Raw genomic sequence first — 26,053 nt, forward strand, 5'->3', positions numbered from 1 at the left:
GCTGGAATCAGGCTACCTCAAGCAGACTGATTGCATCCGCAGCCATGTCCTCGAGAGTATAAGGAATGTCCGGTCGCTGTCCTGCCATTAGCACAGCCGCCAACACGCCGAAATCCAGTGGAGGATATTGGCTGAAATGGGTCGAACAACCGGTGTCGCGGTTATCGAAACGAATCACGCGGTAGCCGCGGCCGGCTAGTTCTTCGCAGAATGGGCCCGTCCATCGAATCATCTGCGTTCCCAACCCGGCAATCAGCAGGATCGTGGGGTTGGCTTCGTCGCCAAAGCTTTCGTAAGCCAGCTTAATGCCGTTTGCTTGTATGGTTTTCATAGTCATGATTCAGATCAAGTTGGGAGCTGGAGCTAACTCAAGGGAAGAAAACGCCTCTGCGAGGTGTTCGAGGCCTGCAATATAGGGGCCCGTAAAAATGGGAGCTTCGGTTGCCGGGGAGGCTTCCAGCCACTACGAATCCAATCTTCCTCCCTCAAAGCGCCGAGGTAATAGATGGTGTGCTAGGCCAGCCAAGTGCTACTGCGTGGTCGCGCACATCTTCAGGCCAATTCGCGGTAATTTCGTTAAATCGCATGTGGTCATCGGCAAATAGCGCACGTGCCGATTCTTCAAACCCAGGGAGATCACCAGCGATCGCAGATATGAAGTGATACGCTCGTTCGTGCGCAGCGCGGCGATTGTCCTGCTGCTTATTCACACGTCTGGCGTCCTCGACGAGCTTCCGCAATGCCACAGAAGCCCCTCCTGGCTGCGCTGAGAGCCAATCCCAATGCCGTGGCAACAGCGTGATCTCACGCGCAACGACTCCCAGTTTTGGACGCCCCCTGCTGCGAAGCACACCATGTTCTGACTCTCTGCTAGATCCATTAATGCAGTTGGAGTCTGTCGCTGTCTGTGTGACGCGTGAAATAATTTCATCGTCTGTACCACGGAGATCGACATCGGTTGTGCGGCCCGTCGCGTTGTCGAAGATCAAAATTGGTTCCGTAGAGCCATTCTCCATCGCGCGCTTTACAACAAGTGCGACTGATGCGAGCGGACCGGACGCGATATGTCGATGCCCATTAAACGCGGCATAGGACGGCAATGTGGTAGCTGAGTCCATGTGGCTGTCACCAGGTTAAGATGCAGCCAATTTACACCCGGGTAAAATTTCCGTCTATATTACCCGGGTAAATATCGCTCACGACTAGCCAAGAAAAGTGATGGTCTCGTTTTGAATCAAACGGTTAGGCAGAATTGAATGGAGGCATCGCTCATGTCAAGTTTGCGAAGTAATGGTTGCGGGGCTTTTAGGCCTGCGGCCCGTTTGGTTCCCATGCCTCCAACCAAGGCAGTACTTTGGTTGCCGGCATCGGTTTGGCAATGCTGTAGCCCTGGCCCAAATAGCAGCCAAGCTGCATCAAAAGCGGCCAATGCTTTTTGCGCTCAACGCCTTCCACGATAAAGTCGATGGCGCGGGTCTGGCAAAACACCGCCATGCATTGTATCAACGCGGCATTGAAGGAACCGGGCTCCAATTCCTGCGCAAATGCCTTGTCCAGCTTGATTTCGGTGATTGGACAGCTTTTCAGGTAGGTAAAGGATGTGAAGCCCGCACCAAAATCGTCGATGGACAAGGACACCCCATGAGCGTGCAATTGTTCGATCACCTTCTTGGCTTTGACCGGGTTGATGACCAGAGCGGTTTCCGTCAACTCCAGCACCAACAGGCTTGATGGCACCTGATAGTCCGCCAATCTCACCACCACCTGTTCGACAAACCCCTCGTCTTCCAGCATCCGCGCGGAGATGTTCACTGCCACCTTGAATGGTTTTCGCGGCTGGCCTATCCAGCGCTGTTGCTGCGACAGCACCAGTTCCAGGGTCAGATAAGTGAAGCGGCTCAGCAGATTGCAAGACTCCAAGGTGGGCATGAATTCATCCGGATTCACCTGCCCTTGCAGCGGCTTGTTCCATCTGACCAAGGCTTCGAAGCCAAGCACCTCCTTGCTGTCCAGCCTGACCTTGGGCTGATAATGCATCTCCAGCTCCTCGTACTGGATGGCACGGGTCAACTGAGTGATCAGCGCTTGGGTGGTTTGCCCTGCCTTGGGCCAGGGCTTGTCGTTCTCTCCCGCGTACAGGGCAACGGCGCCAAGACGGCTCTTGGCCTGGTACATCGCGATATCGGCGCAGGACAATAGCTGGGCCGGGTCGCGGCCATGTTGTGGACACATCGCCACCCCGAAAGAAGCGCCTATCGACAAGGCGTGCTCGCCCACCAGAATCGGCGTGTCCAACGTGTGGCCCACCTTCTCCGCCAGCGACAACGCGCATTCCGCGCTATCCACTTCCAGCAGCAAGGCGGCGAATTCATCCCCGCCCAAGCGCGCGATGGTATCTGAACCGCGCAGCAAGCTGGAGAAACGCACGCCAACTTCCCGCAATACCAGATCGCCGGCCTGGTGGCCCAGTTTGTCGTTTACCTCTTTGAAGCGGTCCAGATCTATCATCAACACGGCAAACGGCAGCTGGTTGCGAGCATGCAATGCGCACAGCTGATCCAGGCGATCGAGAAACAGATTGCGGTTGGGCAAGTCGGTCAGGGAGTCGTACAGGCTGCGGTGCTGCAACAACTGTTCGGTTTCGCGCAGCTTGGCTTGTATCGCTGCCACCCTGACCCCATCGCTGATGGTTTGACGCAGGCGGTCCTCGGTCAGCTCGAACTTGGGCAGGTATTCGTAAACGCCCAGTTTGATCGCCTCGGCGGCGATGCGCTCATTGCCGGTGCCGGTGACCGCCACGATCAGACAGGACTGATTTCGCTGCTGGATCGAGGGCACCAGCTCTCGGCCATCACCGTCGTCCAGTTTGAAGTCCAGAAACACGAAATCGAACAATTCCCGCCCCAACAGCCTCAGCGCGCTGGCCTTGGAGTCGGCTTCGAGAATCTGCGAACACTGGGCATTGCGATGCAACAGGCGGATGATGCGCTCGCGATCGACATCATCGTCGTCGACCACCAGCACACTCACCTGGGGCAGCGTTTCCAGCAGGCATTCGACATCATCGATCATTGCACTTACCGGGTGGGCAAGACCACGGATTGGGCATAGGAATGCAGTAACGCCATCAGTTTCACGAACTGTGGACCCACCGCGGATTTCATCATATAGCCAGCCACATTTTCCTCATAAGCGCGCATGCGGTCGGCATCACGCGCCGAGGTGGTCAGCACGAAGATCACCGAGTTGCGCAATTGATTGTCGGCGCGGACGGCTTCGAGGAATTGAAAGCCATCCATGCGCGGCATATTGAGATCCAGCAGGATCAGGAATGGGCTGGTAATGCTCTTGCTTTCATGCGTGCCGCGCAGGATTTGCAGGGCCTCCAGGCCATCGCAAGCGGTTTCCATCTTGCACTCCAGGCCCTGGCGCCGCACGCCGCGCAATACACCTTCGATGGCCACATCATCATCATCCACCAGCAAAACCGTGATATCGCTCGATAAAATCGCATTTGTCATGACTCCACCTCCTTGAGCGGAAACCGTGGCCAGCGGATACGGAAACAGGCACCGCCCAAGCTGCCGTTTCGATCCAGAACCACCGTGCCGCCGTTACTGTTGACCATGCGCCGGGTCACCGCCAGCCCGACGCCATGCCCTGCCGCCTGACTGCTGGCGCGATGGAACAGTTTGAAAATGCGCTCTTCCGAACCCGGTGGCACGCCAACGCCGTCGTCTTCCACCGTGAATAGATTGAAGCGCCCTTCTTCCTCCACCGAGATGCGGATCACGCCCTTGCTGCCGCCGTGATGTTTACAGGCATTGGACAGCAGGTTGCGGATCGCCAGCGATAATGGCGTGCGCGTGGCGGGAAACGGGCGGGCCGTGATCTCGACTTCCACGCGGAAATGAGCAGGAATATTGAGAAGATCCAGAGTCTCGCGCACCAGTTGCTCGGGATCGACCTCTTCCACGCGTTCACCCTGGCGCCCTGCCCGCGCGTATTCCAATAGGTCGTCTATCATGCGCTCGGCGCGGGCGATGCGTTCCTCGGCGCGGACAAAGTTCCTTTCTATGTCGGGACTAAGCTGGGACGCATCCAGATCTTCGCGTATCCACGAGATCAAGTCGGCAATGCCGCGCAAAGGCGAGCGCAAATCATGCGAGGCCACATAAGTGAACTCCTCCAGCTGCGCGTTGGCCTGCTGTAGCGTTTCCTCGAATTTCTTGCGTTGGGAAATGTCGGTGATGGCGGCCAGCACTTGCCGCCCTGCTTCGGTTTCCAGCGGGGTCAGGCCCACTTCCACCGGAAACTCGCTGCCATCTCTATGCTGAGCCAGCAAATCGCGGCCGGACCCCATCGCCCTCACCTCCGGAGTCTTGGCGAAGGCGGCCCGCAACGCCGGATGCCCCTCGCGTATGCGCTGCGGCAGCAAAACCTCCACCGCTTGCCCGGCCAGCGTGCCTTGCGGGTAACCGAACATCGCGTCCAGCGCCGGGTTGGTCATGGAAATCTTGCCATCCGCTCCCGCCATCAGCAGGCCGATGGGCAACGAAGACACCATCTTGGAGAAACGATGCTCCAGCCGGCGCCGCTGAGTGATATCGCTGACAAAGGCCACGGCGCAGACTTCGTTGTTGTGCGGCATGGAGCCCAGGCCGATCTCAATCGGAAACTGGCGTCCATCCGCATGCTGGGCGAACAACTCGCGGCCGCTGCCCATGGTTCTTGGCGTGGGCTGGGCAAAAAACAATTGGCGGAAGTCGAGATGGCGTTCGCGAATCTCCGCCGGCAATAGCATCTCCACCTTCTGCCCCAGCAGTTGGGCCTTGCTGTAGCCAAACATGCTTTCCAGCGCGCTGTTGACATAAAGCATGCGGCCATCGGCCGCCACCACCAGCACCCCCACCGGGGCGGCCTCGACCACGGCGGCCAGGCCAGCGTCGTCGGAGGCGCCTGCGGTCGGCATTCTTTCCGGGAATTTGAATGACATGACTCTCCTGCTTTCGCCTATGCCTTGCTGCTTAGGTTTAGCATAGGGTTTTCCCTCTCGCTGCTAATTCTGCCCCCCGTCCAGCTGACCTTAACCGGACAACAAGGCCAGTTCCTCCTCTTCGTGGAAAGTGTGTGCTGTAGCCTGCAAACCAGAAGGGATAGCTTGCTGCAATAGCTTGATTTTGGTGAATGAGAGACTCGTTTCGATCCACGAGGTTTTGACACTCTATTTAGCATTGTCGATGAGCCGACACAGACCCCCTAAGATCGTCACCGAGCCATCGCGAACAACACTCGTCGGCTTCGCACAAGCCGGCTGTGCCCTCGTGCTTTGCTCCGCCATTATTTTCAACCTTCTTGGCCATCTATATGAGACATCCCGCCGATATCACGCGTTCCGCATTTAAATTAAAGCTTCTAGTCTGCATTCTGCTGTCTGCCGCGGTACTGCCCCAGGTGAATGCTAGACCAGTCCTCCCTGAGCAAACGAAGGAAGGCGATGCTGTACAGCACGGAGCCCGACAATCCTTGCTGCAAGCTGGTCGTGGTGCCCGGTCTGGGCCTTATGCTGCCGAAACCACGATAGGCACCCCGGGGGTGACATCGCTCACACCATACTTTTCCACCATAAAGCTACCACCACAGGCTTATATCGAGGTGTCCGATCCTGCACGAGAAGAGGTGTACTTGTATGGACAGAAAGATTTTGGCCATATGGCAGCGGGTGAGTTATTCGCCCCATTATCCATTAGCGGGGACTCTGCTCGCATTCGTGTGGTGTATCCGGAAGGCACGGCATTAAGACAACAGGATGCCGTGGTACTGGAGTATTGGGAGAGCCCTCCTGTTGCCGCCAAGAAAAGCCTTTCCTCCTTTTCCCTAGTTGGAGACAAGGACGACCGTGAACTTTCAGCTTGCGCCACTGCAAAAAAACCTGCCTGGCATCATGGAAGTTTAGCCTCCGCTCAATTTACGGCCCCTGGGTGTGCGGGAACTGCCTGGTCACTGGGTAATGAAAATTTTATCGTGACTAATTTCAGCAAAAGCCAAACTCAACAGAGTCTGGCCAATGGTGAAGTTAATTTCAACTATATTACTTCCACCTGTCAGGCTGTTCCCCCAAAACAAGTGCTTAAAATAAAGCCAAGTAAACTTCTAATAACTGGAGGGGCGGATACAGTAAATAGGTATAGTATGTTTTCCCTCGATGATTTTGACTATCAGCATGCCAAGGTAAAATACCTATTTGGAGGTCTGGAGCTGGCAAATAATCGACCGGCTGTCGATACGCCGCTGTACATTCCTCAGCATGGTCGAGTTGAGGACTCTGAGGGGCGGCGGCACTACTATCAAACCATTGCCTCCTCCAAGGGAAATGAAAATTGCAAGGTCGTTCGCAATGACGGTTTCATTAGATATAACTGCGATACATCTATTAGATCGATCGGTGCGCCGATTTTGTCACAAGATGGCAGTCAAGTTTTTGGCATGCACTATGGCGGTGATTCAAGTGTGAATACCGGCATGACTTCGGAGAATTTGTGGAAAGCTCTGAATGGCCAGGTCAGCGCGCAGCAAAACCAGGCCGTTGTCGGTCAGGGACAACTGGAACTGGCACAGCTTAATATTAGTCAGCAGCAGGCGTTCGCAACGGGTCAGCGTTTCTCTGACACTCTGTCTTTTACTGCCCTGTCAGGCCGCTGGTTGGCGCATGAAAAAACCTATTCAACCATAGCCGCCGCATCACAAGACATCCAGACAGGAAAAACCTATGAAATTGTTTACCGCGTCAGCCAAAATATTAATGGTCAGCCTTATAATCTGCAGCAGGCGGTAGCCGGCAGCAAAACGCTGAACGTGGAGTATGTTGCCAGTGATAATCCCAATTTATCCTCCAAAGGACCACATAAGTCCTGGATCGGTCTAACGGCCAATACAGCTGATGGTCAACTGGCGAACAACTACCTGATTAAAATCAACAATACCATTCCGGGTGACAGCAATGGCGGCAGCGAGTCCTTGACCTCACCCAAAGCCAGCATATCCGGCCCGGCGGAAGTTGAGCGAGGCCCACAAGGCGGACTATTAAGCGCGGAAAAGTCTACCGGTGATAAACTGGCTTATTCTTGGCAGAGCAACAGCAAGTTAATGCTCAAACCAAGGGGAGACAAAGTGATTGTTACTGCCGGCATGGAGGTTCCGTTAGGTGCTCACCAGGTCGATCTCACAGTTACCGATAGCCAGGGGCGTTCCGCAACGGCTAGCCATACGCTACAGATTAAAGCGCCTCCCTCCACTACCAATCCCACCGCGCCGGTTGCCCGAATTAGCGGTGGTCAAGCCAGCTATGTCGATGGGCAAACGATTCGTTTGGACGGCAGTGGATCAAGTCAATACAATGGTTCACTGAATTATCAGTGGGCAGCATCTCCAGCGCTGAATATGGGGCAAACCAACTCCAGCATCATCAGTTTTACCGCACCATCTGTGCAAAAAGATACACGCTATCAGGTGACATTAACGGTAAAAGATCCGGCAAACGGCAAAGACCATCGTACCAGCCACACACTGATGGTGAAGCCCAAAGAAAGCGATGGAAGCAGCACCGCGTCAGCTTTTCAGCGTGATGTTGCATACAAGGCGAAAGATCGCGTCAGTCATGCTGGAGGAGTATTTGAATGCAAACCTGCCCCGTATGCTGGTTGGTGCACGGTGAGAACGGATATCCAGATGCGACATTATGAACCCGGCAAAGGCATCAACTGGTCGCAAGCTTGGATTAAGGTGAAGTAAAAACGAGCCGCGTCATCCATTCGACGGCGATATTCCCCTGCGCCGTCGAATGGTTAGATAAGCGATCACCATAGAGGTGATCGCGCGCACCCTTCACCCCGCCAGCAAGGCCAGTTCCTCCGCAGCTTCGCGCAACACCGGCAGCACGCGCAGCAGCAGGTCCTCGCGGCTGACGCGCGCGGCCTGTACGCCGACATTGATCGCGGCCGCGGCACGGCCATCGGCGGCGATGATGGGCACGGCAATGGAGCGCAGGCCGATTTCCAGTTCCTGATCGATGATGGCATAGCCCTGCTCCGCCACCCGCGCCAATTCCGCTTCCAATGCGGTCCGCTCGGCAATGGTGTGCGGCGTATGCTGGACCAGCCGCGCCCGATCCAGCAACTGGCTCTGTTCCGCCGCCGGCAACCGGCTTAGCATCGCCCGTCCCATCGAGGTGCATACCGCGGGCAAGCGGCTGCCGATGTCCAGATCCACCGTCATGATGCGCGAGGTGAAGGCCCGCGCGATATAGAGAATCTCGTCCCCGTCCAGGATGGCGATGGAGCTGGATTCATTGACGCTGCTGCTGACGTGGCGCAGCACCGGCTGTCCGGCGCGCGCCAGCGGCGTGGAACCCAGATACGCGTGCCCCAATGCCAGGATGCGCGGGCGCAAGGCGAAATTGCGGCCATCCTCGCTATCGACAAAGCCCAGCTTGTTCAATGTGTAAAGGCAGCGCCGCACCGCCGCGCGCGGAATGCCGGTGCGCTGGCTGATCTGGGAAGTGGACAATAAGCGCCGCTGTGCAGAAAACGCCTGAATCACCGCCAGCCCACGCGCCAGCGAGGCCATATAGTTGGGGTCGCCGCTGAAGCTGTCCTCGACGTCTTGCTCTGTCTCGCCATCCCGCAGTTGTTGCATATCTCCTCCCGCCATCCATTTTGAGCGACTACCGCACACTATTGCGATCATCGTATTGACCCCCGCTGGCCATGGCAAGCATGCTCAGGTGCGCGATTAAAGAATTATGGTTCGATAATCGCACAATCTAATCCATGCTCCGGCTAGGTTCTGCCGGCAAAGGACAGTCGATGATAGATAAAACGGTAAGCACAAGCAGTGCCGCCATTGCCGACATCCACGACGATGCCACGGTGATGATCGGCGGTTTCGGTGTCGCCGGGCAGCCGGCGGAACTGATAGACGCGCTGATAGATCACGGCGCGCGCAACCTCACCATCGTCAACAACAACGCCGGGAACGGCGAAACCGGCCTGGCCGCCTTGCTGCGCGCGCGACGGGTGCGCAAGATCATCTGCTCGTTTCCGCGGCAGGCTGATTCCCAGGTTTTCGACGCGCTCTATCACGCTGGCGACATTGAGTTGGAACTGGTGCCGCAGGGGAATCTGGCCGCGCGCATCCAGGCCGCAGGCGCCGGCTTGGGCGCCATCTTCACTCCCACCGGCTACGGCACACAGCTGGCCGCGGGCAAGGAAACCCGCCGCATCGACGGCCGCGACTATGTACTGGAATACCCCATCCACGCGGATTTCGCGCTGATCAAGGCCTGGCGAGGTGATCGCTGGGGCAATCTGCAATACCGCAAGACCGCGCGCAACTTCGGTCCCATCATGGCCACCGCCGCGCGCCAGACCATAGCCCAGATCGGCCAGCTGCTGCCCCTTGGGGAAATGGATCCGGAAAGCGTGGTGACGCCGGGCATCTTCGTCCACAAACTGGTCTGCCTAGCCGGTTCGAGCGCGGGAGGCCGCCATGAATAATCGTTTGAATCGCGAACAGATGGCGGCGCGGGTGGCGCGCGACATCCCGGAAGGCGCTTACGTCAATCTGGGCATAGGGCTGCCCACCCGGGTAGCCGACTACCTGCCGGCGGAACTGGATATCTTTCTGCACAGCGAAAACGGTCTATTGGGCATGGGGCCGGCTCCCGCGCCCGGCCAGGCCGATCCCGACCTGATCAATGCCGGCAAGGAGCCGGTCACGCTTCTGCCCGGCGGCTGTTTCTTCCACCACGGCGATTCCTTCGCGATGATGCGCGGAGGCCACCTGGACATTTGCGTGCTTGGCGCCTTCCAGGTGTCGCGGCATGGCGATCTGGCCAATTGGCACACCGGCGCGCCCGACGCCATCCCGGCGGTGGGCGGCGCGATGGACCTGGCCATAGGCGCCAAGCAGGTATTCGTGATGATGGAGCACCTGAACAAGCAAGGCCTGTGCAAGTTGGTGGAAAGCTGCAGCTATCCGCTGACTGGCATGGCCTGCGTGAACCGGGTGTACACCGATCTGGCGGTGATAGACCTCAGCGACGGCGAACTGCTGGTGCGCGAATGCGTCGCCGGCCTCAGCTTCGACGAACTACAGCGGCTGACGCCGGTGCCGCTACGGGATGCCCGTGATCAACATCAGGGAGAGACGCGATGAACTCCGCTTATATCTGCGATGCGATCCGCACCCCCTTCGGCCGCTACGGCGGCGGTCTGTCCACGCTGCGCGCCGACGACCTGGCCGCCCTGCCGCTGGCCGCGCTGCAGCGGCGCAATCCAGGCGTGGATTGGACGCAGCTGGACGATGTGCTCTACGGCTGCGCCAACCAGGCCGGGGAGGACAACCGCAACGTCGCGCGCATGGCCGCGCTGCTGGCCGGCCTGCCGCCGTCCACGCCGGCCAGCACCATCAACCGCCTGTGCGGCTCCAGCCTGGACGCCATCGGCCTGGCCGCGCGCGCGATCAAGAGCGGCGAGGCCGAGCTCTTGATCGCCGGCGGCGTGGAAAGCATGAGCCGCGCGCCTTATGTGATGGGCAAGGCCGGCAGCGCCTTCGCCCGCGATCTGCGCATGGAAGACAGCACCATGGGCTGGCGCTTCGTCAACCCGCTGCTGCGCGAGCGTTACGGCGTGGACTCGATGCCGGAAACCGCGGAAAACGTGGCCGAGCAATTCCGCATCTCGCGAGCCGACCAGGACGCCTTCGCGCTGCGCAGCCAGCTGCGCGCCGCCGCCGCGCAGGAAGCCGGCCGGCTGGACAATGAGTTGATGGAAGTGACGCTTCCACAACCCAAGGGCGAGCCGCTGCGCTTTGCCCGCGACGAGCACCCACGTGCCACCTCGCTGGAGGCCTTGGCCCGGCTCAAGGGCGTGGTGCGGTCGGACGGCAGCGTCACCGCCGGCAACGCCTCCGGCATCAACGACGGCGCAGCCGCACTGCTGCTGGCCGGCGAGACGGCGCTGAAACGCCATGGACTGACACCGCACGCGCGGGTGCTGGCGATGGCTTGCGCCGGCGTGGAGCCGCGCATCATGGGCATCGGTCCGGCGCCTGCGATACGCAAGGTCTTGGCGCTGGCCGGGCTGCGCCTGGAACAGATGGACGTGATCGAGCTGAACGAGGCCTTCGCCGCCCAGGCGCTGGCGGTGCTGCGCGAGCTGGGCTTGCCGGATGATGTCGAACACGTCAACCCCAACGGCGGCGCCATCGCCCTTGGCCATCCGCTCGGCGCCAGCGGCGCGCGGCTGGTGGCCACCGCGCTCTACCAGTTGCAACGTAGCGGCGGCCGCTACGCGCTATGCAGCATGTGCATAGGCGTCGGCCAAGGCATCGCGCTGATCATGGAGCGCGTCTGAGAACCTGTTTACGAGCCGAAGTTGCCGAATCGGTGCAAACCTTTTTCGTCTGGCTGGCGATGCCGGTGCTGATCGGCGCCGTGGCCTTGTTTGCGATGAGGCGGCCGGCGCCTCGGCCTGCCGTTGCCGGCCTTTGAGCCTGGCAACCGATTTGTCCGTGTAAAGTCTCGACAATCAAGCACTCAGCGATTCTTAAAAACCGCGCGATAGCGGACATTCAGTCCAGCGCGCCAAAGGAGGAAGCATGCCGTTGTTGAAACTGGCCAAACATCAGCTGCATTATCAAGTGGACGGCCCTTCGTCCGCTCCGGTGCTGGTGCTTTCCAACTCGCTGGGCACCACGCTGCAGATGTGGCAGCCACAGATGGCGGCGCTAAGCCAGCGTTACCGCGTGGTGCGTTACGATAGCCGCGGCCATGGCGCCAGCACGGCCACTGCTCGTTGCCGGCTGGCGGACCTGGGCGGCGATGTGCTGACGCTGCTGGATGCGCTGGATAGTGAGCGCGCCCACTTTTGCGGCCTCTCCATGGGCGGCCTCACCGGGCTGTGGCTGGGCGCTCATGCGCCGGAACGCTTGCTACGACTGGCAGTCTGCAATAGCGCCGCCAAGATAGGCGACAGCGAGGCCTGGCGGCAGCGCGCCGCGCAAGTGCGCAGCGAAGGCATGGCCGCGTTGGCGGCCAGCGCGCACCAGCGCTGGTTCAGCGCCGATTTTTGCGCCCAGGCGCCGGATACCGTGGCGCAAGCGCGAGCCTGGCTGGCGCACACCCCGCCAGACGGCTACGCCGCTTGCTGCGAGGCGCTGGCCGAGGCCGATCTGCGCGCGGACTTGCCGCGCATCGCCACACCCACGCTGCTGATCGCCGGCGAGTACGATCCGGTCACCACCGTGGCGGAAGCGCAAACCATGGCCGCGGCGATGCCGAATGCCCAATGGCTTGCGCTGCCGGCGTCCCATCTGTCCAATCTGGAAGCGCCGCGCGCTTTCGAACAAAGCTTGCTGGCGTTTCTGGACGCGGACTGACAACGGACGCCGACGTCGCATTCACTTCGGCGAGGCGCCCTTCTGTCTCAAGCCTTCCAGTAGCGGCTCCAGCGCATCCAGCGCTTGAGCCAAGGCCTGCTCCGGCCGCTCGGCGCTGGCGGCCCAGGCCGCGGCCTCCACCAGTGCGCCATTGAGCAAACGCGCCAGCGCCTGCGGTTCCGCCGTCCTGATTTCCCCCGTCGTCATCAAGCCGCGCAGTCGCTCGGCGATGGCGGTCACGCATTGGCGCTGACCAGCCTGCACAAAGTCGACGCCCAATACCGCCGGCGCATCGCGCAGCAGGATTCGCTGCGCCTCGGGTTCGGTGACCGCTTGCAGATAGGCGCGGCAGCGGCGCTTGAAGCCCTGCCATGGATCCGGCGCCGCGCTCTCCGCCGCCGCGAGACCGGCCTCGATCTCGGCGTCCAGTTGCCGCGCCACCGCCAACAGCAACCCCTTCTTGTCGCCGAAGTGATGGTAGAGCGCGCCGCGCGTCACACCGGCCGCGGCGGTCAGCTCGTCCATCACCGTCGCCGCATAGCCGTCGGCGCCGAAGCTGCGCCGCGCTGACAGCAGCAGCCGGCACCGCGTTTCCTCCATGGTTTCGCTGCGTGTCTTGCTTTTCATTTCGCTCCCCTGTTTTCGCCCTGCCGTAGCGCCACAGTTGACATACGTGGCGTATGTCAATTAGTTTAACATACGTCGCGTATATTAAAATAGCGGACCAGGCGGGACTCGCGCTGCCCGCCACAAGGAAACCCGATGGCCAACCCTTATCTAAAGCTATTCTCCCACCCCGGCAGCCTGGCCTTCTCCGCCGCCGCCTGGGTGGCGCGGATGCCGATCTCCATGACCGGCATCGGCATCATCACCATGTTGTCGCAAACCTCCGGCTCCTACTGGTTGGCCGGCGCCGTCGCCGCCACTTTCACCTTCTCGATGGCGCTGCTGGCGCCGCAGGTATCGCGGGCGGTGGACCGCTACGGCCAGCGCCGGGTATTGCCGGCGGCCACCGCGCTCAGCGTGACGGCGATGCTGGCGCTGTTGTTCTGCAGCTGGGCGCAATGGCCGGTCTGGACCTTGTTCGTCAGCGCCGCTCTGGCAGGCTGCATGCCCAGCATGTCGGCGATGTCCCGCGCGCGCTGGACCGAGATTTATCGCGGCACGCCGCAATTGCACACCGCGTTTTCACTGGAGTCGGTATTGGATGAAGTCTGCTTCATCGTCGGCCCGCCCATCGCCGTGGGCCTGAGCGTGGCGGCGTTTCCGCAGGCCGGCCCCCTGCTGGCCGCCGTCTTGCTGGCAGTCGGCGTCGCCGCCTTCTGCGCGCAAACCGGCACCGAACCGCCGGTGCACCCCGGAACCCAAGAACGGCGAGGCTCCGTCGCCGCCCTGGCCGGCATGCGGGTGCTGATCCTGGCGCTGGTGGCGCTGGGCGCCATCGCCGGCGCCGTGGATGTGATCAGTGTTGCCTTCGCCCAGCAGCAGGGACAGCCGGCGGCGGCCAGCATTGTGTTGTCGGTGTACGCGATAGGCTCTTGCCTGGCCGGCTTGCTGTTCGGCGCGCGCAAGGCCAGCATGCCGCTGGCGCGGCTCTTTGTCTGGGCGGCCGCCGCCACGGCGCTGGCCACCCTGCCCTTGCTGCTGGTCTCCAATCTATGGATGTTGAGCGTCGGCGTCTTGCTGGCCGGCGTGTTCTTCGCGCCCACCATGATCGTGGCCATGGGCTTGGTGGAGGAGATGGCGCCGCCGGCGCAACTGACCGAGGGCCTGACCTGGCTGATCACCGGCCTCGCCAGCGGCGTGGCGCTGGGCGCGGCGGCGACGGGATGGGTGGTGGACCATGTTGGCGTGCGCGCCGGTTTCGGCGTGGCCCTGGCCGCCGGCGCGTTGATGGCCGTGATAGCGCTGGCCGGGCGGCGCCGGATAGCCCGCTCTTTGCAACAGAAAACGGCCTAGGCCGCCGGCATTGAACGGCAACGGCCGCCTCAACCCGCTCTTGCGGCGATGGCGGCCTGCGCCGACGGCGTTTGGCGGCCGACGATGGCCGGCGCCAGGCGAAGCAGGGTCTCATCTTCCAGCGCGGCCACCATGAAAAGGGCGAAGTCTGTGCGGCGGGTGAGATTGCTTTTCAACACGCCATCGCCTCCTCGCGCGGCAGCAGCTCGCGCAATAAGCGCCGGATCAGGGCCAGCTCCTCGGAGCAGTCCTCGCGCCGCACGCTCATGATCAGCGGCGAGACCAGCCCTTCATCCGCCAGCGGCCGGTACACCACATCGTCGCGACGCAGCCGCAGCACGCTGGCCGGCACCACGCACACGCCCATGCCGGCGGCCACTAGGCCCAGCGCCGCCTGCAATTCGCGCACCTCCAGCAAATAGGCCGGCTCCAGCGCGCGCTGGCGGAAGGCGGCCAGCACTTGGTCTGCGTAGCTGGGCCGCGGCTGGCGCGGGTAGATCAGCACGGTTTCTTCGGCCGCGTCGCGCAATAGCAGCGGCTCGGCGCGCTGCGCCAGCGGGTGTTCCAAGGGCAGCGCCAGCCACATCGCCTCCTCGGCCAGGATTTCGCGCTCGACATTGGGGTCGTCGAACAACAAGCGGCCGAAGCCGACGTCGATGCGGCCGGCCTTCAAGGCCTCCACCTGCTCCAAAGACGTCATTTCCAGCAGGGACAGCTGGGTGTCGGCGTGAATGGCGCGAAAACGGCGTATCACCTCCGGCAGCGGCCGGTACAGCGTGGAGCCGACATAGCCGATCACCAGTTGGCGGCGCGCCAGCGCGATCCGGCGCGTCATCGCGCGTATGCCCTGGGCCTGGGTCAGCAGATTGCGCGCCTGGTCGTAGAAAAACCGGCCGGCCTCGGTCAGTTGCAGCGGCCGCTCGCCGCGGTCCAGCAGCCGCAGCCCCAATTCCTCCTCCAATTGCTGAATCTGCCGGCTCAATGGCGGCTGCGCGATATGCAGCCGTTCCGCCGCGCGGGTGAAGTTGCGCTCCTCGGCGACGGCAACGAAATAGCGCAGGTGGCGCAGTTCCATCCTTGATACCTCACAGGTATGAAAACAGACAAAAACGGTGTTGGACCGTCGCGAGTACAGGCTTGCATGATATCCGAAACCACGGGAGCGCAGCTTTGATACCTGAAACCACGATAGAAACGGTGGAGACCATCCTGGTCGACCTGCCCACCATCCGCCCGCACCAGCTGTCGGTGGCCACCATGCGCAGCCAGACGCTGGCCCTGGTGCGCATTCGTTGCCGCGACGGGCAAGAGGGCTGGGGCGAGGCCACCACCATAGGCGGGCTGCAATACGGCGAGGAAAGCCCGGAAAGCGTCAAGACCAATATCGATCACCACCTCGCCCCGCTGCTGCGCGGCGAGAACGCCGATGCCTTCGCCCGGCTGTTGCGCACGCTGCGCCGCAGCGCCCGCGGCAACCGCTTCGCCAAGTGCGCGCTGGAAACCGCCCTGCTGGACCTGCGCGCGCGGCGATTGGGCGTGCCCTTGAGCGAACTGCTGGGCGGCCGCGTGCGCGACAGCCTGCCGGTGGCCTGGACCCTGGCCAGCGGCGACACCGGCCGCGATATCGCCGAGGCCGAGGCCATGCTGGAGCTGCGACGCCACCGCGCGTTCAAGCTGAAGATAGGGCTGCGCGCGCCGGAGGACGACGTCGCCCACGTGCTGGCGATCCGCCGCGCGCTGGACGGCCGCGCCGGCGTGCGCGTCGACGTCAACCAGGCCTGGAGCGAGATGCAGGCGGAACGCGCCATCGCCCAATTGCAGGATGGCGGCGTGGAGTTGATCGAACAACCGGTGCCGCGCGAGCACCCGGCCGCGCTGGCGCGGCTGGCGCGGCGTTTCGTCGTTCCCATCATGGCGGACGAAGCCCTGCACGGCCCGGTGGACGCCAACCTATTGGCGCGCCTGGACGCCGCCGATGTGTTCGCCGTCAAGATCGCCCAATCCGGCGGCCTGTTCGCCGCGCGCCAGGTGGCGGACATCGCCGCGGTCAACGGTCTGGGCCTGTACGGCGGCACCATGCTGGAAGGCGGCGTCGGCACCATGGCCTCGGCCCAGTTGTTCTCCACCTTCGACCGGCTGGACTGGGGCTGCGAGCTGTTCGGCCCGCTGCTGCTGACCGAGGAATTGCTGACCGAGCCGCTGCGCTACCGCGATTTCGAACTGCAGCTACCCTCCGGCCCCGGCCTGGGCGTGCGGCCGGACCCGGACAAGCTGGCCGCCTTGCGCCGCGACCGCAGCGCGCCGCGGCTGCACGCGGTCTGAACCCAAGGAGAAAACCATGCTGTTTCATGTGGAAATGCAAGTAAACCTGCCGCACGACCTGGACCCGGAACGGGCGGCGGCCTTGAAACTGGACGAGCGCGAACGCGCGCAGGCGCTGCAGCGCAGCGGCCAGTGGCGGCATCTGTGGCGGCTCAGCGGTCAGTACGCCAACATCAGCGTGTTCGATGTAGCCGACGCCGAAGAACTGCACCAACTGCTGTCCAGCCTGCCGCTCTTTCCCTTCATGCGCATCGCGGTCCGTCCGCTGAACCGGCATCCGTCCAGCATCCACGCGGACGATCGCTGAACCGCTGGCGGCGGCCCACAACCATAACATCCCGCCCCAGCCCCACCACCAAAGGAGAAACACCATGGAACGCGCCGAAATCGACGCCCTGCTGCAACGCTTCGACCAAACCGCCAGCGAGCAGGCCAATCCGCGCACCCGCGCCATCGTCAACCGCTTGATGCGCGAGCTGTGCTACGCGATCGAGGACTTCGACATCCAGCCGTCGGAGTTCTGGAGCGCGGTGGAGCTGTTGGCCGACGCCGGCCGCAGCGGCGAGCTGGGCCTGATCGTGCCCGGTCTCGGGCTGGAACACTTCCTGGACCTGCGCGCCGACGAGGCCGAACGCAAGGCCGGCCTGCTCGGCGGCACGCCGCGCACCATAGAAGGGCCGCTCTACGTGGCCGGCGCGCCGCTGTGCGAATGCGAGGCGCGGCTGGACGACGGCAAGGACGACGGCGAGCCCTTGTTCATGCGCGGCCAGGTGCGGGACGACGCCGGCCGGCCGGTGCCGCACGCGCTGGTGGAGGTATGGCACGCCAACAGCCTGGGCAATTACTCCTACTTCGACAAAACCCAGAGCGATTTCAATCTGCGCCGCGGCATCCGCGCCGACGAGCAAGGCCGCTACCGCTTCCGCAGCATCATGCCCTGTGGCTACAGCGTGCCGCCGGGCGGCGCCACCGACCGTCTGCTGCTGCAGCTGGGCCGTCACGGCCACCGTCCGGCCCACGTGCATTTCTTCGTGTCCGCGCCGGGCTTCCGCAAGCTGACCACCCAGATCAACATCCAGGACGATCCGCATCTGTGGGACGACTTCGCCTTCGGCACCCGCGACGGGCTGGTGCCGGACGTCCAGCGCGTCAGCGCGCCGGAGGAACTGCGCCAGAGCGGCGTGGGCAAGCCTTTCGCCCGCATCGAGTTCAACTTCACCCTGCACCGCGAAGCGGCTCCGGCCCCCTCCACCGAGGTCAGCCGCGCCCGCGCCCAGGCCTGATGGACCAAAGCTGATGGACTGATTGAAACCGCGGCCCGCCGCCCGGCGCGGCGGGCCCGCCGGAACGCAGAACCTGTTCAAGGACATTACGATGAGCACAACCTTCCGCACCACGGCGCAATGGCGCAGCTTCGTCGGCGGCTGCCTGGACTTCCGCCCGGACGACGGCGTCTACCGCATCGCCCGCGACATGTTCACCGACGCTCAGCTGTTCGAGCTGGAGATGGAGCTGATCTTCGAGAAAGTCTGGATCTACGCCTGTCACGAAAGCGAAATCGCCGAGCCCAACGACTTCATCACCCTGCAGGCCGGCCGCCAGCCGCTGATCGTCAGCCGCGACGCCAACGGCGGCCTGCACGCGCTGGTCAACGCCTGCCAGCACCGCGGCGCCACCCTGGTGCGCCAGTGCAAGGGCAATCAATCCACCTTCACCTGCCCCTTCCATGCCTGGTGCTACAAGAACGACGGCCGCCTGCTCAAGGTCAAGGCCCCGGGCGAATACCCGGCTGACTTCGACAAGGCCGGCCGATCGCTGAAACAGGCGCGCGTCGCCAGCTACAAGGGCTTCGTCTTCGTCAGCCTGGACGCGGACGGCGCGGACGCGCTGGAAGACTATCTGGGCGACGCCAAGGTCTTTTTCGACATGATGGTGGCGCAATCCCCCAGCGGCGAGCTGGAAGTGCTGCCCGGCAAATCCAGCTACACCTACGACGGCAACTGGAAGCTGCAAAACGAAAACGGCCTGGACGGCTACCACGTCAGCACCGTGCATTACAACTACGTGGCCACAGTGCAGCACCGCCAGGAAGTCAGCCGCCAGCAAGGCGAGGCGCAGGCCGCCACGCTGGACTACAGCAAGCTGGGCGCCGGCGACGCCGCCACCGACGACGGCTGGTTCTCCTTCCCCAACGGTCACAGTCTGCTGTTCAGCGACATGCCCAACCCCGCGGTGCGGCCCGGCTACGCCGGCATCATGCCGCGGCTGGTGGCCGAACACGGCCAGGCCAAGGCGGAATGGATGATGCACCGGCTGCGCAATCTCAACATCTATCCCAGCCTGTTCTTCATGGACCAGATCAGCTCCCAGCTGCGCATCATCCGCCCGCTGGCCTGGAACAAGACCCTGGTGCAAAGCCAATGCCTGGGCGTCAAGGGCGAATCCGCCGCCGACCGCGAAAACCGCATCCGTCAGTTCGAAGACTTCTTCAATGTGTCCGGCATGGGCACGCCGGACGATCTGACCGAGTTCCGCGAGGCCCAGCGCGGCTTCCAGGGGCGGCTGGAGCGCTGGAGCGACATCTCGCGCGGCCACCCGCGCTGGCAGACCGGCGCGACGCCCAATAGCCTGACCCTGGGCATCCGCCCCTGCCTGACCGGAACCGAAATCACCCATGAGGGCCTGTACGTCAACCAGCACAGCGCCTGGCGGCAATGCCTGCTGCAAGGGCTGGAGCGGCGCGCCGCCGCCGAGGAGGCCGAGCAATGAATATCGAACTGCATTATCAGGTGGAGCAGTTTCTCTACCGCCACGCCGAGCGCTGCGACAGCCAGGACTGGGACGCCTACCTGGCCGATTACGCGCCGGACTGCGAATACCACGTGCCGCAATGGGACGCCGAGCATGTGTACACCACCGACCCCAAGCGCGAGATGTCGCTGATCTACTACGCCAGCCGCGCCGGCCTGAAAGACCGGGTATTCCGCATCCGCACCGGCAAATCCGCCGCCTGCAACCCGATGCCGCGCACCTTGCACCAGTTGGCCAATCTCCGCGTGGAACGCGGCGCGGACGGGCTGGTGGAGGCGCGCGTCAACTGGGCCACCTTCTACACCCGCTTTGGCGAGACCCGCTATTTTTACGGCCGCGCCGCGTACACGCTGGCGCGAAACGGCGACGGCTGGCTGATCCGGCGTCAGCATGTGCTCTTGCTGAACGATACCGTCAACGCGGTGTTGGACTTCTACCATCTTTGAATCGGAAAGCGCCGATATGCATCAAGTGGCTTTGAATTTTCTCGATGGCAGAACGCTATTTCTGGAAGCGCGGCCGGGGGAATTGCTGCTGGACGCCGCGCTGCGCCAGGGCATCAAGATCCCGATGGACTGCCGCGAGGGCGTATGCGCCACCTGCCGCGGCCGCTGCGACCGCGGCGATTACAGCCAGGACTATGTCGACCCCGAGGCGCTGTCCGCGGAGGAATTGGCGGAACGCAGCGTGCTGTCCTGCCAGACCCGGGTGCTGTCGGACGCGGCCTTTTCCTTCGACTTCGACTCCAGCCTGTGCCGCGGCGCGCCGGCCGCCCGTCTCAGCGCCGTGGTCAGCCGGGTGGAGCCGGTGTCGGACAGCAGCGCCATCCTGTGCCTGGACGCGTCCGCCGCCGAGGGCGCGCTCTCCTTCCTGCCCGGCCAGTACGCGCGGCTGCGCGTGCCAGGCGGCGAGCAATGGCGCGCCTACTCCTTCGCCCACGCGCCCGGCGCGGACAAGCAGCTGCGCTTTCTGGTGCGGCTGCTGCCCAATGGCGCGATGAGCAATTATCTGCGCGACGGCTGGCGGACCGGCGACCGCATCGAGCTGGAGGCGCCGCTGGGCAGCTTCTATCTGCGCCACATCGACAAGCCGGTGCTGATGCTGGCCGGAGGCACCGGCTTGTCCGCCTTTCTGGGCATGCTGGATCAGTTGGCCGAACAAGGCGGTTGCGGCCAGCCGGTGACTTTGTTCTACGGTGTCAACCGCGAAGGCGATCTGTGCGAACTGCCGCGCTTGCGCGGCCTGGCAGAACGGCTGCCCGGCTTTGTCTGGCATCCGGTGGTGATGAAGCCGGGAGAACACTGGAGCGGCAAGCGCGGGCTGATCCCCGAGCAGCTGGACGCGGACGCGCTGCGCGCCCAGGCCGCCGATATTTATCTATGCGGCCCGCCGCCGATGGTGGACGCGATGCGTGACTGGCTGCGCCAGCACGGCTGCGAACATCTCACACTCTACCTGGAGAAGTTCGCCGACAGCGGTGGCTGAAGGGCCGCCAAGGCCTGGACCGTGCATGCGCCCAGGCCTTGCCCGCCCGCCGCGCTTATTTCTTCATGAACGGCGCGAAGAAGGCCTCGGGCATTTCGGTGGGAAAACCCTTGGCGTCGCTGGGGCGCGGCGGGAGAAGTCCAGTTGCTCGCTGACTTGCTGAATTGTTTGCTGGATTTGCGCCAGACCGCGACGGATCACGGCGAAGACCTGGCCGCCCAGCAGCGCCACCAGCAGCAGCACCAGCAGGATGAAGCCCGCCATCAGCCAGATCGTGCGCTGAAACGCCTCTTCGTTCCTTTTCTGGATCTCGAAAGCCACTTGCATATTGAAGTCGACATGCGCGCCTATCGCTTTGCGAAAGTCACTGGTGGCCGCACCCATCGCCCCGCTGACGAACTCCTTGTTGGTGGCGGCGATATCATTGCCATTGGAAATGGCGAACAGCTTCTGCCTGGCTTCGCGCATCCGCGCCAAGGCGCGCAGGTCTTCGTCCAGCAGCTTGCGGTCGCGCTCATCGTAGACATCGCTCTTGCCATAAGTGTCAAAAGCGCTGTCCAGTACTTGGTCCGCCTGCTTGGCCAGTTCCTCCGCCGCGCGCTTGTCTTCCGGCCGGCTGGCCAGCACATGGCGGATGATGCCGCTGCGCATGTCGATGAAGGCACTGGTCGCCTTGTTCAGATCCCGCACGCTGGGAATCAGATTGCCCAGCGCATCGTCGAAGCGCTGCTTGGCCCGCTGCTGCTCCCATAGGCCATAGCCTCCAACCGCCAGCACGGCCAGCAGGCTGGTCAATAGCAACATCGCGATTCTTTGCACGATCGTCATCTACGCTCTCCTCTGTCTTTCATTGCGCATAACTGGATGGCCCGCCGTCATGCGCTCACTATAGGCGATGGCGCGGTCCACTCACTCCGTGCCCATGCATGTCCACCGTGCGGGATGGAATTTCAGCGCGGGCCAAGGCCTCTCACTTTGCCGCAATTTCTTAATGTTTTCACTTTCTTTGGTGGAGCCTGCCTTTGCGCAATGGCCGCGGCGCTTAGAGCCTGTTCAAAGTCTCGCGAGCAAGGGCGAGACAAGGCGAAACCGAGCGAAAAAGCGGAATGTACAGGTGGTACATGAGCATTTTGAGCTTGGTTTCAACACCGTATCGCCGAAGCGCAGCAGACTTTGAACAGGTTCTTAGTCAAAATGGAAGGAGAGCCACATGCTTGAATCCTGGGTCCGATTTTCCGTGCTCTTGTCGATAGGCGTGGCCGTGTTGACGCTGGCCCTCACCGCTTTCCTGCTGCTGCGCGCGTTTGACCAGGATTCATCGCTACGCAAATTGTCCGGCCAACAGATTCAGGATGGCGTCAGGCTGGATGCGGAGCTGTTGTCTATCCGGCAAACCGGATTGCTGGTGAATCAGAAGCCGATGATGCGGCTGGAATTGAAAGTGTCGCAGGACGGTTTCAGCCGGGAGCTGACGATTGAACAATTGATAGACTTGGGCAATATGCCGCGCGCCGGCGAGCGCGTGGAAATCATGGTGGACCGTCAAAACCCCGCCCGCGCCAGCTATCTGCGGCCGGCGTCGGCGGTGCGGCAGCCCTGACGGCGGCTCAGGCCCGGGTGGGTTTGCGCGGACGCCGCGCCCGGCGTTGCAGCAATTCCTCCAGTTGCGCGCAAATCTCCAGCGATGCGCGCATGCCCAAGCCCTGTTGCAGCGCGTCGCGTTGCGGCGGCGCGGCCTGGGCGAACAACATGGTTTCCTTCAGCAGCGCATTGATCGAATCCAGCCCGCCCTGGGCGTGCGTCTGCAAGCGGGCGTTGATGCGGCGCAGGCTGTCTGACACATCGATGGAATCCGTCACCGCGCTGTTCAGCCGCATCAGCTGCGCGATCTGCAGATAATCCTGCAGCTTGATCGCGCCATGCTGATTCATGGTCAGCACCAACCCTTCTATGATTCTTTCCAGCGCGGCTTGCCGCGCTGCCAGCATTTCCAGAATGTCCTCCATCTCCACTCCTTGACTATCAGGCGCATGCGGCACAGATTAACTAGTAAACACTTTCAAATACATATTGATTTATACCAGTTTACTTGCCTGCCTTATCGCGCCGGGTTTTTATCGGCTTATGGCATTAAATATTCATTATGATAAATGGGTTTGGCAAGCAAAAAGCCGCTAGCGTGCCGCGGCTGTCGCCAAATTGACGCGCCGCTGAAACAAAAAACGGCGGGCCAGAGCCCGCCGTTATCCCCTCCGCGCGCTGCCGCGCCGCGGCTTACATCAGGTTTTGCTCGGCCACGTTCAGGTTCAGGTCTATCATCTGCTCGCTGCCGCCCTGCTCGGCCCCGGCCTTGCCGTCCAGCCGCTCGGCCTCGATCGCGTCCAGATAGGCCGGCGTGATGTCGCCGGTGATGTACTCGCCGTTGAAGCAGGAAGTTTCGTAGCTGCTCAGCTTGGGATTGACGCTGCTGACCGCCTCTTCCAGCGCGGACAGGTCTTGGTAGATCACCGCGTCGGCGCCGATCTCGCGCGCGATCGCCGCCTCGTCGCGACCGGTGGCCAACAGTTCCGCCCGCGTCGGCATGTCGATGCCGTACACATTGGGGAAACGCACCGCCGGAGCGGCCGAGGCGAAATACACCTTCTTGGCGCCGGCGTCGCGCGCCATCTGCACGATTTCCTTGGACGTGGTGCCGCGCACGATGGAATCGTCCACCAGCAACACATTGCGGCCCTTGAATTCGCAGGCCACCGGGTTCAGCTTCTGGCGCACCGACTTCTTGCGCACCGCCTGGCCCGGCATGATGAAGGTGCGGCCGATATAGCGGTTCTTGATGAAGCCCTCGCGGTACGGCAGGCCCAGGTGGTTCGCCAGTTGCAGCGCGCTGGGACGACTGGTGTCCGGAATCGGCATCACCACGTCGATGTCCAGCTCCGGCAAGGCATGGCGGATTTTCTCCGCCAGCTTCTCGCCCATCACGATGCGCGCCTGGTAGACCGAGGCGCCGTCTATCACCGAATCCGGGCGCGCGAAATACACATACTCGAACAAGCAAGGCGCGTGACGGGTGTCGCTGGCGCAGCTGCGGGCGTGGAATTCGCCGTCGAAGCTGACGAACACGCCCTCGCCCGGCTGCACATCGCGCAGCAGGCTGAAACCGGAACAGTCCAACGCCACGGATTCCGACGCGAACATGTATTCAGTCTTGCCGTTGTTGACGCAAGTGCCGATCACCAGCGGGCGGATGCCGTTGGGGTCGCGGAAGGCCACCAGGCCGTAGCCGGCTATCATCGCCACCACCGCGTAAGCGCCGCGCACGCGGCGATGCACCGCCTCGATGGCGCCGAACACCGCGTCCACGCTCAACTCATTGCCGCTGAGGCGCTGGGTCAGTTCGTGGGCGAACACGTTCAACAACACCTCGGAGTCGGAGTTGGTGTTGATGTGGCGAAGATCATGGCGGAACATGTCGGCCTTGAGTTCTTCGGTATTGGTCAGGTTGCCGTTGTGCGCCAGCACGATGCCGAACGGCGAATTGACGTAGAAGGGCTGCGCCTCGGCCAGGCAGGCGGCGGAGCCGGCGGTGGGATAGCGCACGTGGGCGATGCCGGCGCTGCCCAGCAGCGAACGCATATTGCGGGTGCGGAACACATCGCGCACCATGCCGCTGCCCTTGTGCATGTGAAAGGTCTTGCCATTGGCGGTCACGATGCCGGCGGCGTCCTGACCTCGATGCTGCAGCACCTGCAAACCGTCATACAGCAACTGGTTGACCGGAGCCTGACCGACCACGCCTAGAATTCCACACATCTTTTGCTCTCTTCCCTACAACTAAAGAAACGGACAAAAAAACAAGACAAAGAAAAAGGCGGAATCTTGAAGTGAAGATATCAAGATATTCCGCCTTGTTCACCAGCTACCCGGTGTAGTGGAGGTTATCGGCCAGCATCGCCGGTAACCAGGGCCTTAATGATAAGGCCACTGATTCGAATGGCGCCGAGAGCACGGCATTCCTCCACATGGGTTGTCGCGGCAGATCGCTCAAGCCGCCTACCAAAACCAAGGCCGTCACCAGCACCAGCCCGCGGGCCAGGCCGAAAACAGCCCCAAACAATCGATTGACCCCGCCCAGGCCCACGCTGTCCAGCATGCCGGTCAGCGTGACCCGCAGCAAGGCGGTGGCGAGCCAGGCCAGGAAAAACACCGCCACGAAGCCGGCCACCAGCCTCAGGCCTTCCGAACTCAATTCGCCGGGCAGGAAAGCCGACACCACCGGCGAAAACTGCTTGGCGCACCAGAAGGCGATCAGCCAGGAGCCCAGCGACAGCACTTCGGCCACCAGGCCGCGCATCATCGCCACCAGGATGGAGCCGGCGATGATGGCGATGGCAATATAGTCGAAGAGGGTCATGACGGCTACTTGGTCACTATGATGCCGTTAACGCCGGCCTTGGCCAGCTTCTGCAAAGTGGCCTGCGCCTCGGCGCGGCTGTTGAACGGCCCCACCCGCACCCGGGTGACCTCGCCCTTGCTGGTCTGCACCTTGCTGAAGTGGGCGGTGACGCCTATCGACGACAGCTTGGACTTCAAGGCGTCGGCCTTGTCCGGGTCCGACAGCGCCGCCAGCTGGATCACCGACTTGCCTTCGGCCTTGGCCGCCGGCTCTTCTTTCTTGGCCGCCGGCTTGTCCAGCGAATCGAAGCGCCCTTCCAGAATAGCCGCCGGATCCGGCTTGCGCGCCGGTTTCTCTTCCAGCTTGATGTCGGGCTTTTTGTGCTCCGGCTTGGCCGGTTTCGGCTCAGGCTTGTGCTCGGCCTTGGGCTTGGTTTCCGTTTTGGCTTCCGGCTTGGGCTCGGGCTTGACTTCCGGCTTGGCTTCCGCCTTGACGGCGGGCGCCGGCTGGACCGCGGGCGCGGCCGGCGTCATCGTGGACAGATTGGCGGCCAGTTCGGTGGCGCCCGGCTTGGCGCTGGGCCGGGCCTCGGCCAATCCGGCGGACGCGGCCTGCGGCGCGGAAGCGGCCTGGGCCATAGGCGGC

27 protein-coding genes are annotated in these 26,053 nt (G+C 62.5%); 13 read left to right on the top strand and 14 right to left on the bottom strand.

The features are described from left to right. Positions 1-7: 7 nt before the first annotated feature. The 5 genes from LQT98_RS06975 to LQT98_RS06995 form a co-directional block, all read right to left on the bottom strand. Positions 8-331, bottom strand: coding sequence for an alpha/beta fold hydrolase (locus tag LQT98_RS06975; RefSeq protein ID WP_231461642.1), 324 nt, complete (start codon positions 329-331; stop codon positions 8-10). Positions 332-485: 154 nt separating this feature from the next. Next, positions 486-1,118, bottom strand: coding sequence for a DUF2239 family protein (locus LQT98_RS06980; protein ID WP_231461643.1), 633 nt, complete (start codon positions 1,116-1,118; stop codon positions 486-488). Between the two features lie 187 nt (positions 1,119-1,305). Continuing rightward, on the bottom strand, positions 1,306-3,072 hold the full coding sequence (locus tag LQT98_RS06985) for a putative bifunctional diguanylate cyclase/phosphodiesterase (RefSeq protein WP_231461644.1): 1,767 nt from the start codon (positions 3,070-3,072) through the stop codon (positions 1,306-1,308). A gap of 5 nt (positions 3,073-3,077) precedes the next feature. Next, on the bottom strand, positions 3,078-3,521 hold the full coding sequence (locus LQT98_RS06990) for a response regulator (RefSeq protein WP_231461645.1): 444 nt from the start codon (positions 3,519-3,521) through the stop codon (positions 3,078-3,080). Next, the gene (locus tag LQT98_RS06995) at positions 3,518-4,996 is read right to left on the bottom strand and encodes a sensor histidine kinase (protein WP_231461646.1); all 1,479 of its coding nucleotides are present in this window, start codon (positions 4,994-4,996) and stop codon (positions 3,518-3,520) included. Before LQT98_RS06995 ends, LQT98_RS06990 begins: the two co-directional genes overlap by 4 nt. 371 nt (positions 4,997-5,367) lie before the next feature. On the opposite strand from LQT98_RS06995, the gene LQT98_RS07000 reads away from it, so the two are divergent. Beyond that, positions 5,368-7,791, top strand: a complete 2,424-nt coding sequence (locus tag LQT98_RS07000; protein ID WP_231461647.1) for a trypsin-like serine peptidase — start codon at positions 5,368-5,370, stop codon at positions 7,789-7,791. 93 nt (positions 7,792-7,884) lie between these two features. On the opposite strand, the gene LQT98_RS07005 is transcribed toward LQT98_RS07000, so the two are convergent. Next, entirely contained in the window at positions 7,885-8,694 is an 810-nt protein-coding gene (locus LQT98_RS07005) for an IclR family transcriptional regulator domain-containing protein (RefSeq protein WP_231461648.1), read from the bottom strand. 170 nt (positions 8,695-8,864) lie between these two features. Between LQT98_RS07005 and LQT98_RS07010 the strand changes: the two genes are divergently transcribed. From LQT98_RS07010 to pcaD, 4 genes are all read left to right on the top strand, one after another. Continuing rightward, the gene (locus tag LQT98_RS07010) at positions 8,865-9,554 is read left to right on the top strand and encodes a 3-oxoacid CoA-transferase subunit A (protein ID WP_231461649.1); all 690 of its coding nucleotides are present in this window, start codon (positions 8,865-8,867) and stop codon (positions 9,552-9,554) included. Then, positions 9,547-10,215: a 3-oxoacid CoA-transferase subunit B gene (locus LQT98_RS07015; RefSeq protein WP_231461650.1), complete on the top strand. Its 669-nt coding sequence runs from the start codon at positions 9,547-9,549 to the stop codon at positions 10,213-10,215. The genes LQT98_RS07010 and LQT98_RS07015 overlap by 8 nt, the downstream gene beginning before the upstream one ends. Further along, entirely contained in the window at positions 10,212-11,414 is a 1,203-nt protein-coding gene (gene pcaF, locus LQT98_RS07020; RefSeq protein ID WP_231461651.1) for a 3-oxoadipyl-CoA thiolase, read from the top strand. The genes LQT98_RS07015 and pcaF overlap by 4 nt, the downstream gene beginning before the upstream one ends. Positions 11,415-11,658: 244 nt before the next feature. Continuing rightward, positions 11,659-12,438, top strand: coding sequence for a 3-oxoadipate enol-lactonase (gene pcaD, locus LQT98_RS07025; RefSeq protein WP_231461652.1), 780 nt, complete (start codon positions 11,659-11,661; stop codon positions 12,436-12,438). 21 nt (positions 12,439-12,459) lie between these two features. On the opposite strand, the gene LQT98_RS07030 is transcribed toward pcaD, so the two are convergent. Further along, positions 12,460-13,065 (bottom strand): TetR/AcrR family transcriptional regulator, encoded by a 606-nt coding sequence (locus LQT98_RS07030; protein ID WP_231461653.1) that lies wholly within the window; start codon positions 13,063-13,065, stop codon positions 12,460-12,462. A gap of 135 nt (positions 13,066-13,200) precedes the next feature. Between LQT98_RS07030 and LQT98_RS07035 the strand changes: the two genes are divergently transcribed. Then, positions 13,201-14,397, top strand: a complete 1,197-nt coding sequence (locus tag LQT98_RS07035; protein ID WP_231461654.1) for an MFS transporter — start codon at positions 13,201-13,203, stop codon at positions 14,395-14,397. A gap of 29 nt (positions 14,398-14,426) precedes the next feature. Here LQT98_RS07035 and LQT98_RS07040 read toward each other — a convergent pair whose 3' ends face one another. Together LQT98_RS07040 and LQT98_RS07045 are read right to left on the bottom strand one after the other, a co-directional pair. Further along, entirely contained in the window at positions 14,427-14,576 is a 150-nt protein-coding gene (locus tag LQT98_RS07040) for a hypothetical protein (RefSeq protein ID WP_231461655.1), read from the bottom strand. After that, positions 14,570-15,472 carry a LysR family transcriptional regulator gene (locus LQT98_RS07045; RefSeq protein WP_231461656.1) on the bottom strand — a complete coding sequence of 301 codons (903 nt, stop codon included), beginning with the start codon at positions 15,470-15,472 and terminating at the stop codon, positions 14,570-14,572. The genes LQT98_RS07040 and LQT98_RS07045 overlap by 7 nt, the downstream gene beginning before the upstream one ends. A gap of 95 nt (positions 15,473-15,567) precedes the next feature. Between LQT98_RS07045 and LQT98_RS07050 the strand changes: the two genes are divergently transcribed. The 6 genes from LQT98_RS07050 (at position 15,568) to antC (ending at position 21,015) form a co-directional block, all read left to right on the top strand. Further along, on the top strand, positions 15,568-16,719 hold the full coding sequence (locus tag LQT98_RS07050; protein WP_269325963.1) for a muconate/chloromuconate family cycloisomerase: 1,152 nt from the start codon (positions 15,568-15,570) through the stop codon (positions 16,717-16,719). A gap of 16 nt (positions 16,720-16,735) precedes the next feature. Then, positions 16,736-17,026, top strand: coding sequence for a muconolactone Delta-isomerase (gene catC / locus LQT98_RS07055; protein WP_048411609.1), 291 nt, complete (start codon positions 16,736-16,738; stop codon positions 17,024-17,026). 64 nt (positions 17,027-17,090) lie between these two features. After that, complete coding sequence (catA, locus tag LQT98_RS07060; protein ID WP_231461657.1) at positions 17,091-18,002, top strand: catechol 1,2-dioxygenase; 912 nt, start codon at positions 17,091-17,093, stop codon at positions 18,000-18,002. Between the two features lie 91 nt (positions 18,003-18,093). Next, positions 18,094-19,488 (top strand): anthranilate 1,2-dioxygenase large subunit, encoded by a 1,395-nt coding sequence (gene antA / locus LQT98_RS07065; RefSeq protein WP_231461658.1) that lies wholly within the window; start codon positions 18,094-18,096, stop codon positions 19,486-19,488. Next, the gene (gene antB, locus LQT98_RS07070; protein WP_231461659.1) at positions 19,485-19,976 is read left to right on the top strand and encodes an anthranilate 1,2-dioxygenase small subunit; all 492 of its coding nucleotides are present in this window, start codon (positions 19,485-19,487) and stop codon (positions 19,974-19,976) included. Before antA ends, antB begins: the two co-directional genes overlap by 4 nt. A 16-nt stretch (positions 19,977-19,992) precedes the next feature. Next, the gene (antC, locus tag LQT98_RS07075; protein ID WP_231461660.1) at positions 19,993-21,015 is read left to right on the top strand and encodes an anthranilate 1,2-dioxygenase electron transfer component AntC; all 1,023 of its coding nucleotides are present in this window, start codon (positions 19,993-19,995) and stop codon (positions 21,013-21,015) included. 63 nt (positions 21,016-21,078) lie between these two features. On the opposite strand, the gene LQT98_RS07080 is transcribed toward antC, so the two are convergent. Further along, on the bottom strand, positions 21,079-21,843 hold the full coding sequence (locus LQT98_RS07080) for an MCP four helix bundle domain-containing protein (RefSeq protein WP_231461661.1): 765 nt from the start codon (positions 21,841-21,843) through the stop codon (positions 21,079-21,081). A 382-nt stretch (positions 21,844-22,225) separates the two neighbouring features. Here LQT98_RS07080 and LQT98_RS07085 point away from each other — a divergent pair, with 382 nt between their 5' ends. After that, complete coding sequence (locus LQT98_RS07085) at positions 22,226-22,615, top strand: hypothetical protein (protein WP_231461662.1); 390 nt, start codon at positions 22,226-22,228, stop codon at positions 22,613-22,615. Between the two features lie 7 nt (positions 22,616-22,622). On the opposite strand, the gene LQT98_RS07090 is transcribed toward LQT98_RS07085, so the two are convergent. From LQT98_RS07090 to LQT98_RS07105, 4 genes are all read right to left on the bottom strand, one after another. Continuing rightward, positions 22,623-23,021 (bottom strand): hypothetical protein, encoded by a 399-nt coding sequence (locus tag LQT98_RS07090; RefSeq protein ID WP_048411591.1) that lies wholly within the window; start codon positions 23,019-23,021, stop codon positions 22,623-22,625. Between the two features lie 268 nt (positions 23,022-23,289). Further along, the gene (gene purF, locus LQT98_RS07095) at positions 23,290-24,825 is read right to left on the bottom strand and encodes an amidophosphoribosyltransferase (RefSeq protein ID WP_048411590.1); all 1,536 of its coding nucleotides are present in this window, start codon (positions 24,823-24,825) and stop codon (positions 23,290-23,292) included. 106 nt (positions 24,826-24,931) lie between these two features. Continuing rightward, complete coding sequence (locus LQT98_RS07100) at positions 24,932-25,426, bottom strand: CvpA family protein (protein ID WP_048411589.1); 495 nt, start codon at positions 25,424-25,426, stop codon at positions 24,932-24,934. A 5-nt stretch (positions 25,427-25,431) separates the two neighbouring features. After that, positions 25,432-26,053: SPOR domain-containing protein (locus LQT98_RS07105; RefSeq protein WP_231461663.1), on the bottom strand; the 622-nt coding region annotated here is incomplete at its 5' end.

The sequence above is a fragment of the Chromobacterium aquaticum genome, assembly GCF_021129195.1.
Classification (GTDB): Bacteria; Pseudomonadota; Gammaproteobacteria; order Burkholderiales; family Chromobacteriaceae; genus Chromobacterium; species Chromobacterium aquaticum.

Bases quoted from the DNA above. Each gene is read 5' to 3' on its own strand.
- LQT98_RS06975 (WP_231461642.1), bottom strand. From the start codon at position 331: ATGAAAACCATACAAGCAAACGGCATTAAGCTGGCTTACGAAAGCTTT.
- LQT98_RS06980 (WP_231461643.1), bottom strand. From the start codon at position 1,118: ATGGACTCAGCTACCACATTGCCGTCCTATGCCGCGTTTAATGGGCAT.
- LQT98_RS06985 (WP_231461644.1), bottom strand. From the start codon at position 3,072: ATGATCGATGATGTCGAATGCCTGCTGGAAACGCTGCCCCAGGTGAGT.
- LQT98_RS06990 (WP_231461645.1), bottom strand. From the start codon at position 3,521: ATGACAAATGCGATTTTATCGAGCGATATCACGGTTTTGCTGGTGGAT.
- LQT98_RS06995 (WP_231461646.1), bottom strand. From the start codon at position 4,996: ATGTCATTCAAATTCCCGGAAAGAATGCCGACCGCAGGCGCCTCCGAC.
- LQT98_RS07000 (WP_231461647.1), top strand. From the start codon at position 5,368: ATGAGACATCCCGCCGATATCACGCGTTCCGCATTTAAATTAAAGCTT.
- LQT98_RS07005 (WP_231461648.1), bottom strand. From the start codon at position 8,694: ATGCAACAACTGCGGGATGGCGAGACAGAGCAAGACGTCGAGGACAGC.
- LQT98_RS07010 (WP_231461649.1), top strand. From the start codon at position 8,865: ATGATAGATAAAACGGTAAGCACAAGCAGTGCCGCCATTGCCGACATC.
- LQT98_RS07015 (WP_231461650.1), top strand. From the start codon at position 9,547: ATGAATAATCGTTTGAATCGCGAACAGATGGCGGCGCGGGTGGCGCGC.
- pcaF (WP_231461651.1), top strand. From the start codon at position 10,212: ATGAACTCCGCTTATATCTGCGATGCGATCCGCACCCCCTTCGGCCGC.
- pcaD (WP_231461652.1), top strand. From the start codon at position 11,659: ATGCCGTTGTTGAAACTGGCCAAACATCAGCTGCATTATCAAGTGGAC.
- LQT98_RS07030 (WP_231461653.1), bottom strand. From the start codon at position 13,065: ATGAAAAGCAAGACACGCAGCGAAACCATGGAGGAAACGCGGTGCCGG.
- LQT98_RS07035 (WP_231461654.1), top strand. From the start codon at position 13,201: ATGGCCAACCCTTATCTAAAGCTATTCTCCCACCCCGGCAGCCTGGCC.
- LQT98_RS07045 (WP_231461656.1), bottom strand. From the start codon at position 15,472: ATGGAACTGCGCCACCTGCGCTATTTCGTTGCCGTCGCCGAGGAGCGC.
- catC (WP_048411609.1), top strand. From the start codon at position 16,736: ATGCTGTTTCATGTGGAAATGCAAGTAAACCTGCCGCACGACCTGGAC.
- catA (WP_231461657.1), top strand. From the start codon at position 17,091: ATGGAACGCGCCGAAATCGACGCCCTGCTGCAACGCTTCGACCAAACC.
- antA (WP_231461658.1), top strand. From the start codon at position 18,094: ATGAGCACAACCTTCCGCACCACGGCGCAATGGCGCAGCTTCGTCGGC.
- antB (WP_231461659.1), top strand. From the start codon at position 19,485: ATGAATATCGAACTGCATTATCAGGTGGAGCAGTTTCTCTACCGCCAC.
- antC (WP_231461660.1), top strand. From the start codon at position 19,993: ATGCATCAAGTGGCTTTGAATTTTCTCGATGGCAGAACGCTATTTCTG.
- LQT98_RS07080 (WP_231461661.1), bottom strand. From the start codon at position 21,843: ATGACGATCGTGCAAAGAATCGCGATGTTGCTATTGACCAGCCTGCTG.
- LQT98_RS07085 (WP_231461662.1), top strand. From the start codon at position 22,226: ATGCTTGAATCCTGGGTCCGATTTTCCGTGCTCTTGTCGATAGGCGTG.
- LQT98_RS07090 (WP_048411591.1), bottom strand. From the start codon at position 23,021: ATGGAGGACATTCTGGAAATGCTGGCAGCGCGGCAAGCCGCGCTGGAA.
- purF (WP_048411590.1), bottom strand. From the start codon at position 24,825: ATGTGTGGAATTCTAGGCGTGGTCGGTCAGGCTCCGGTCAACCAGTTG.
- LQT98_RS07100 (WP_048411589.1), bottom strand. From the start codon at position 25,426: ATGACCCTCTTCGACTATATTGCCATCGCCATCATCGCCGGCTCCATC.